Here is a 7,370-nt window from a genome sequence, read left to right on the forward strand (position 1 = left end):
TGCCGCGAGAACTCGGACACCTCCTGCTGACGTGACTCGACCTTGCGCCCCGACGTCATCAGCTGCAGGTAGTCCAGGATCACGAGCTTGAGGTCGTTGCGCTGCTTGAGCCGGCGCGCCTTCGCCCGGATCTCCATCAGCGTGAGGTTCGGCGAGTCGTCGATGAACAGCGGCGCCTCGCTGATCTCGCTCATGCGCCGCGCCATCCGCGTCCAGTCGTCGTCGCTCATCCGGCCCGATCGCATGTCGGTCAGCCGGATCCGCGCCTCCGCCGACAGCAGCCGCATGACGATCTCGCTGCGGCTCATCTCCAGGGAGAACACCGCGCTCGTCATCCCGTGCTTCACCGAGCACGAGCGGGCGAAGTCCAGGCCCAGGGTGCTCTTGCCCAGCCCCGGCCGCGCGGCCACGACGACCATCTGCCCGGCGTGCAGCCCGTTGGTGACCGCGTCCAGGTCGGCGAAGCCCGTGGGTACCCCCAGCGCGACGCCGCCGCGGGAGGCGATGGCGTCGATCTCGTCCATCGTGGGTTGGAGGAGCTCCTCCAACGGCACGTAGTCCTCGGAGGTGGAGCGCTCGGTGACCTCGTAGATCGCCGCCTGGGCGCGGTCCACGACCTCGGAGACCTCCGCACCCTGCGCGCCGTGGTAGCCCAGCTGCACGATCCGGGTGCCCGCCTCGACGAGGCGGCGCAGGACGGCCTTCTCGGCCACGATCTCGGCGTAGTAGGCGGCGTTGGCCGCGGTGGGCACCGTGGCGATGAGCGTGTGCAGGTACGGCAGGCCGCCCAGGCGGATCAGGTCGCCCCGGCGCTGCAGCTCCGCCGCCACGGTGACGGCGTCGGCGGGCTCGCCCCGGCCGTAGAGATCGAGGACGCAGTCGTAGACCGTCTGGTGTGCCGGCCGGTAGAAGTCGTCGGGGCGCAGCACCTCGACCACGTCGGCGATGGCGTCCTTGCTGAGCAGCATGCCGCCCAGCACGGACTGCTCGGCCGTGAGGTCCTGCGGCGGCTGCCGGTCGAAGGGGGACGCGGCCTCCTCCTGGCCGCCCCCGTAACCGGCCGAGCCTGCCGAGCCCCCGTCCTCCGCCGCGCGCAGAGGGCGCCCGCGCCCGTTCGGACGATCGTCGGTCAGCGCCATGTCGGGCCCGGGTCGTCCATATCCACCACAACGCTGCCAACCACGTTGAGTCACCCCCACGCCGAGTATATCGAACGTCTGTTCGAGCCGCACGCTCCCGCCCCGGGCTCCGGAACAGCCGGTCGGGAAGACCGTAGGGGTGCTGGCGCGATGCATTCAAACCGATCTGTGCACCGCGGTGTGGACAGCGTGGGGACGGACGGGAGGGTCCCCAGGTAGCTGATCGGCCAGTGTGTGGACACAGTTGTGGACCGATGCCCGAGTTTCAGGCATCACTGCTGCTCAGAGGCCATGTTCGGGTTGTGGACAACATTGGCTCGGAGTGTCGTTCCGGCGTGTCGCGCGGCCGGTTCGATCACGGTCACCGGCCGCCTCACCGTGCCCTTTCGGCGATGGGCGCGCAACCTTCCTCGATCCCGGTGCCAACGCTCGACGCGAGATCACGGACACGACAGCGGGGCGGGACGGGGCGTACCCCCGGGACCCGCCCCGCTCACGTTCGGTGACAGCCGCCCGGAGGGTGGCTCGACCCGCCTCCCGGCAGGCGACTCAGGTCGCGACGACCGAGACCGCGAGCTCCCGCGTCACCTCCGGGTGCAGCCGCACGGTGACCGAGTGCGTACCGAGGGTCTTGATCTGGCCGGGCACCTCGACGGCGCGCCGGTCCAGCGCGGGACCGCCCGCGGCCTTCACCGCGTCGGCCACGTCGGCCGCGGTGACTGAGCCGAACAGCCGGCCCGTGTCTCCGGCCGCCTTGGCCTTGACGGTGACCGACAGGCCGCCGAGCTGCTCCGCGACCTCGCGGGCGTGGCCCAGGTCGCGGATCTGGCGGGCCTTCTGCGCCCGCTGGATGGCCGCGACCTGCTTCTCGGCGCCACGGGTGGCGACGATCGCCAGCTTGCGGGGCAGCAGGAAGTTGCGGCCGTAGCCGTCCTTGACCTCGACGACGTCGCCGGGTGCCCCGAGGTTCGGGACGTCGGCGGTGAGGATGAGCTTCACCGTTTCTCCTAGCGGGCCGTCGAGGTGTAGGGCAGCAACGCGACCTCGCGGGAGTTCTTCACCGCGACCGCGACGTCCCGCTGGTGCTGGCGGCAGTTGCCGGTGACGCGGCGGGCCCGGATCTTGCCGCGGTCGGAGATGTACTTCCGCAGCAGACCGGTGTCCTTGTAGTCGATGTCCTGTGCCTTGTCCTTGCAGAACGCGCAGACCTTCTTCTTGGGCTTGCGCAGCACGGGCTTGGGCATGTCTTCAGTGCTCCTGGTGTTTCTGAGGTTCTCGGGGTGTGGGGGTCAGAAGGGGGGCTCGTCGTCGACCGGGTAGCCGCCGCTGCCGCCCGCAGGCGGGGCGGAGCCCCACGGGTCCTCGACGGGGGCGCCGCCCTGGCCGCCGCCGCCCTGGCCGCCGCCGCTGCCGCCGCCGCTGCCGTAGCCACCGCTGCCGCCACCGCGGCTGACCTTGTTGACCTTGGCCGTGGCGTAGCGCAGGGACGGGCCGACCTCGTCGACCTCGAGCTCGACGACGGTGCGCTTCTCGCCCTCGCGGGTCTCGAACGACCGCTGCCGCAGCCGGCCCGACACCATGACCCGCATCCCGCGGGTGAGCGACTCGGCGACGTTCTCCGCGGCCTGGCGCCACACGTTGCAGCGTAGGAAGAGCGCATCGCCGTCACGCCACTCGCCGCTCTGGCGGTCGAACGTGCGCGGCGTGGACGCCACGGTGAAGTTGGCCACGGCGGCGCCGGACGGGGTGAATCGCAGCTCCGGGTCGGCGGTGAGGTTGCCGACCACGGTGATCACAGTCTCGCCAGCCATCGTCGGCCTCAGCCCGCGGCGACCGGCGTGCGCTTGGGCTCGCGGCGCATCACCTTGGTCCGCAGCACGGACTCGTTGAGGCCCAGCTGGCGGTCCAGCTCGGCGACCGTAGCCGGTTCGCACGAGACCAGGAGCACCGCGTAGATGCCCTCGGCGTGCTTGGCGATCTCGTAGGCGAGCCGGCGCTTGCCCCACACCTCGATGTTCTCGACGGTGCCCCCGTCGGAACGCACGACGTTGAGGAACGTCTCCAGGGACGGCGTCACGGTGCGCTCGTCCAGGCTCGGGTCGAGGATGACCATGAGCTCGTAATGACGCATGAGAACCACTCACCTCCTATGGACTGGAACGGTCGCGGTCCATCCGCGACAGGAGGTTCTCACCGCACCCCGACAGAACCGGGCGACCCGGTGAACTTCCGGGGCTCGTCACGCGGAGCCAGGCGGCTCCGGTCGGGGTGACGCGGCCAGGCTACCAGCGCGAACGCCGCACCTCGGGCCCCCCTCCCCGCCGGGCGGCGCGTGCACGGCGGTGAACGCGCCACCGGCGCGGGCGGGAGTCGTCAGGGTGCCTCGCTACCCTCGGGCCCATGCACCGCGTCCTCATCGGCGCCCACGTCCGCACCGACGACGACCCGCTCGGCGCCGCCGCCGCGTGCGGGGCCGACGTCGTCCAGCTGTTCCTCGGCGATCCGCAGAGCTGGAAGAAGCCCGCGCCGCACCCACGGGCCGAGGAGATCCTCGCGTCGGAGATCCCGGTCGTCGTCCACGCGCCGTACCCGGTGAACCTGGCCTCGACGAACAACCGCATCCGGGTGCCGTCGCGCAAGATCGTCGTGCAGCACGCGGAGGCGGCCGCCGAGATCGGTGCCTTCGGGCTGGTCGTGCACGGCGGGCACGTCACGAAGGGTGAGGACGCGTCGGTGGGCGTGGCGAACTGGCGGAAGTTCTTCGAGCGGCAGAACGACGAGGGCGGGTTCGCGACGCCGGTGTTCATCGAGAACACCGCCGGTGGGGACAACGCGATGGCGCGCAAGTTCGAGGCACTGGCACGGCTGTGGGACGCCGTGGGCGATTTCGAGGTCGGCTTCTGCCTCGACACGTGCCACGCGTTCGCCGCGGGCGAGGAGCTGCTCGGCGTCGTGGAACGGGCCCGCGCGATCACGGGCCGCATCGACCTGGTGCACCTCAACGACTCCCGTGACGAGTTCGACTCGGCTCGCGACCGGCACGCCAACATCGGTACGGGCACGATCGACCCCGAGCTGCTGGTGGCGGTGTGTGCGGCCGCGCAGGCCCCGGTGGTGGTCGAGACCCCCGCGGAGGGGCAGGCCGCGGACATCAAGCTGCTACGGGAGCGGCTCACCTGACCGGGGCGCGGCGCCCACGTGGAGGCGCTGCGCGGCGGGCCGGGTGGGCCAGTCCGGGTCCGCCGTGGTCGCGCCGGGCTCGGCGAGCGTCCGCGTCGCCCGTACCGGGTCGGTCGCGGGACGCAGGACCGAGCGCACCACGAGCGCGCACAGCACGAGCACGAGCGCATCGCGCACCAGCACGGCGCCGAGGAACCACTCGGGGGTGAGCCCACGCCCGTCCGGGCCCAGGAAGTAGAAGCTGCGCGGCACCCACAGCAGGGCCTCCACGGTCATCCAGCCGAGCAGCAGCCGCCAGCGGGGCAGGGCCAGGACGGCGAGCGGCACGAGCCACAGCGACCACTGCGGGGTCCACGCCTTGCCCGTGAGCAGCACCGCGGCCACCACGAGGAACGCGAGCGACGCCAGCCGCGGCGGGACCGGCGCGCGCCACGCCAGCACCGCGACGGCCGCCCAGCAGGCGAGCAGGATCGCCAGCGAGGCCAGGTTGAGTGCCACCGGCGTGCTCCCGTCGGGCAGCTCCCCGTCCAGCCCGGGGCGTCCGGTGAGGCCGGCGACGACGAACCACAGCGAGTCCACGTCGGCGGGCCGCGTGATCTGGAGCCGGAAGACCCCGAACCACCCCTGCGGGTAGGCCAGGGCGACGGGCACGTTCACCGCGGCCCAGGTGCCGACGGCACCCGCCGCGACCCGCACGGCGGTCGGGCCGTCCCTGCGCCGCGCCGCCACCAGGAGGACCGGCACCAGCAGGAACAGCGGCCAGGTCCCGAACCCGCCCCCGATTCCCACGAGCACCCCGGCCAGCGCCGGACGGGCCCTGGCGAGCGCGAGCAGGCCCGCCGTGGCGAAGGCGACGCCGATCGCCTCGCTCGCCGTCAGTACGTGCACGAGCGCGATCGGCGAGAGCGCCACCAGCGCGGCGTCCCACGGCCGGACCGGTCGCAGCGCGAGCACCGCCCACGCCACGACGAGCCAGGCGAACGACAGCCACACGGCCGTGAGGTCGAAGTAGACGACCTCCGGCAGCCCGCCCGGCCACAGCGGCACCCGCTCCGCCAGCCACAGCCACCCGTCGGCGACCCGGGCGATCGCCCACTGCGCGTACGCCGTGAGCACCGGGCTCTCCGAGTAGCGCGTTTCGGGGCCCGGCGACGGATCGCGGTAGGGCAGCGCCCCGGTGTCCAGGCCCTCGAGCCGGTAGAGCGGGATCGTGTCGGAGTAGCACATCGCGACGTACTGGCGGTTGTTGCGCCAGTCCAGCGCCTGCACGCCTCCGTCCGGCGAGTACTGCTGAAGGCACGCTGCCTTGCCCAGCCAACCGAGCGCGAGCACCGCCACCGCGAACAGCAGCACGGCCCGCAACGGTGTCCAGAACCGGCTGCGGCCCACGAGGGCGTGCCGGCCGAGCGGCCCCCCGATGAGCCCACTCGCCGCCGTGGCCAGGGGCTCGGTCCAGGTGGGGACGACGCGTTGCGGTTCTTTCACCTGCTCAGTTGTCGTTGTTGAGGAAGTTCTGGATCTGGGTGCCGTTGCCGCCGCCGTTGTTGCCGTTGCCGTTCCCACGGCCGTTGCCCCGGTTGCGGTCGCCGTTGTTCCCGCGGTCCGACCGGTCGCCGTCGTCGGACTCGTCGCTCGAGTCCTCGTCGTCCGAGTCCTCATCGTCGTCGGACTCGTCGTCGTCGGCGTACTCGTTGAACGGCGGGTCTCCCATCGGAACGAACCGGGAGAACTGCGCGACCGGCCGGCCGCGCAGGGCGTCGACCATGAACGTCTGCCAGATCGACCCGGGCAGCATCCGCCCGTAGACGGGACGGCCCGCCGCGTTCCTGATCGGCTCGCTGACGTCCGTGCCGACCCAGACCGCTGTGGACAACTGCGGGGTGAACCCGACCGTCCACGCGTCCTTGTTCTGCCCGTTCGACCCCGGGAGCTGCACGGTGCCGGTCTTGGCGGCGACCGGGCGGTCGCCGAGCCCGATCCCCGCGAAGCTCGCGACGTCCAGCATCGCCTCGGTGACGTTGCGCGCCACCTGTTGCGGGACGGCCTGACGGCCTGCGGTCGGCTCGCCTGCGTCGTGCAGCACGCGCCCGTCTGCCGCCGTGATCTTCTTGATCAGGTACGGCTCGTGGCGGGTGCCGTCCGCCGCGAGGGTGGCGAACGCCGAGGCCATGTCGATCGGGTGGACCTCCTGGTCACCCAGCGCGATGCCGCCACGGGCCTCCGGGAGCAGCTCCTCGGGGATGCCGACCTTGTGCGCCGTGTCGACGACCCTCGAGGGGCCGACGTCGAGCGCCATCCGGTAGAAGACCGTGTTGATCGAGCGCGTCATGGCGGTCTTCACGGAGCACTCGCCGCAGTCGTAGCCCTCCGAGTTCTGGATCGGCCGACCGACGCCGGGGAAGTTCTGCGGCGACGAGCCGTCGTAGAGCGTGCCCAGGCCGACGCCGTCGTTGCCCTGCAACGCCGCGGCCAGCACGAACGGCTTGAACGACGAGCCGGGCTGGCGCAGGGCCTGCGCGTAGTCCGTGCCGACGCCGTTCGAGCCGCCGTAGTAGGCGAGGATCGCCCCGCTCGCAGGGTCGATCGAGACGAGCGCGGTGCGCAGGTTCTTCGGCTGGCCCTTGAGGACCTTGGTGACGGCGTCGACGGCGTCCTTCTGCAGGTCCGGGTCGATCGTCGTCTCGATGGTGAGGCCCTGGGTGTTGATCGTCGTCTCGCTGATGCCGAGCTTCTCCAGCTCGGCCTTCGCGAGGTTGTAGACGTGGCCCCGGTCGTCGCCCGGGATCCCGCCGCCCGCCGGGGGCTCGTCCTTGTAGGCGGGGAACTGCAGCGAGGCGCGGTCGGCGGCGCTGAGCCAGCTCTGCGAGACCATGCCGTCCAGCACGAAGTTCCAGCGCTCGGCCGACCTGGCCGGGTTCTTGGCCGGGTCCCACCGCGACGGCGACTGGATCAGCCCCGCGAGCATCGCGCCCTCGGACACCGTGAGCTGGCCGACGTCCTTGTCGAAGTACGCCCGCGACGCGGCCTGGACGCCGTAGGCGCCGCGGCCGA

General features: G+C 71.9%; 8 protein-coding genes. 1 reads left to right on the forward strand and 7 read right to left on the reverse strand.

The window, feature by feature from the left end; all coding sequences use genetic code 11:
- The 5 genes from AB7J25_RS29320 to rpsF form a co-directional block, all read right to left on the reverse strand.
- A partial coding sequence (locus tag AB7J25_RS29320; RefSeq protein WP_428514394.1) for a DnaB-like helicase C-terminal domain-containing protein occupies positions 1-1,139 on the reverse strand: 1,139 nt, incomplete at its 3' end.
- A 549-nt stretch (positions 1,140-1,688) separates the two neighbouring features.
- Positions 1,689-2,138: a 50S ribosomal protein L9 gene (gene rplI, locus AB7J25_RS29325; RefSeq protein WP_428514396.1), complete on the reverse strand. Its 450-nt coding sequence runs from the start codon at positions 2,136-2,138 to the stop codon at positions 1,689-1,691.
- Positions 2,139-2,146: 8 nt separating this feature from the next.
- Positions 2,147-2,383 (reverse strand): 30S ribosomal protein S18, encoded by a 237-nt coding sequence (rpsR, locus tag AB7J25_RS29330; protein ID WP_428514398.1) that lies wholly within the window; start codon positions 2,381-2,383, stop codon positions 2,147-2,149.
- A 45-nt stretch (positions 2,384-2,428) separates the two neighbouring features.
- The gene (locus AB7J25_RS29335; RefSeq protein ID WP_428514400.1) at positions 2,429-2,950 is read right to left on the reverse strand and encodes a single-stranded DNA-binding protein; all 522 of its coding nucleotides are present in this window, start codon (positions 2,948-2,950) and stop codon (positions 2,429-2,431) included.
- Positions 2,951-2,958: 8 nt separating this feature from the next.
- Entirely contained in the window at positions 2,959-3,270 is a 312-nt protein-coding gene (gene rpsF, locus AB7J25_RS29340; RefSeq protein WP_428514402.1) for a 30S ribosomal protein S6, read from the reverse strand.
- 269 nt (positions 3,271-3,539) lie between these two features.
- On the opposite strand from rpsF, the gene AB7J25_RS29345 reads away from it, so the two are divergent.
- Positions 3,540-4,319 carry a deoxyribonuclease IV gene (locus AB7J25_RS29345; RefSeq protein WP_428514404.1) on the forward strand — a complete coding sequence of 260 codons (780 nt, stop codon included), beginning with the start codon at positions 3,540-3,542 and terminating at the stop codon, positions 4,317-4,319.
- On the opposite strand, the gene AB7J25_RS29350 is transcribed toward AB7J25_RS29345, so the two are convergent.
- A complete protein-coding gene (locus tag AB7J25_RS29350) occupies positions 4,299-5,804 on the reverse strand; it encodes a glycosyltransferase family 87 protein (RefSeq protein WP_428514406.1) in 1,506 nt (501 codons plus the stop codon). The genes AB7J25_RS29345 and AB7J25_RS29350 overlap by 21 nt on opposite strands.
- Positions 5,805-5,808: 4 nt before the next feature.
- On the reverse strand, positions 5,809-7,370 hold a 1,562-nt coding region (locus tag AB7J25_RS29355), incomplete at its 5' end, for a transglycosylase domain-containing protein (RefSeq protein WP_428514408.1).

This window comes from Pseudonocardia sp. (assembly GCF_050246655.1).
Taxonomy (GTDB): Bacteria; Actinomycetota; Actinomycetes; order Mycobacteriales; family Pseudonocardiaceae; genus Pseudonocardia.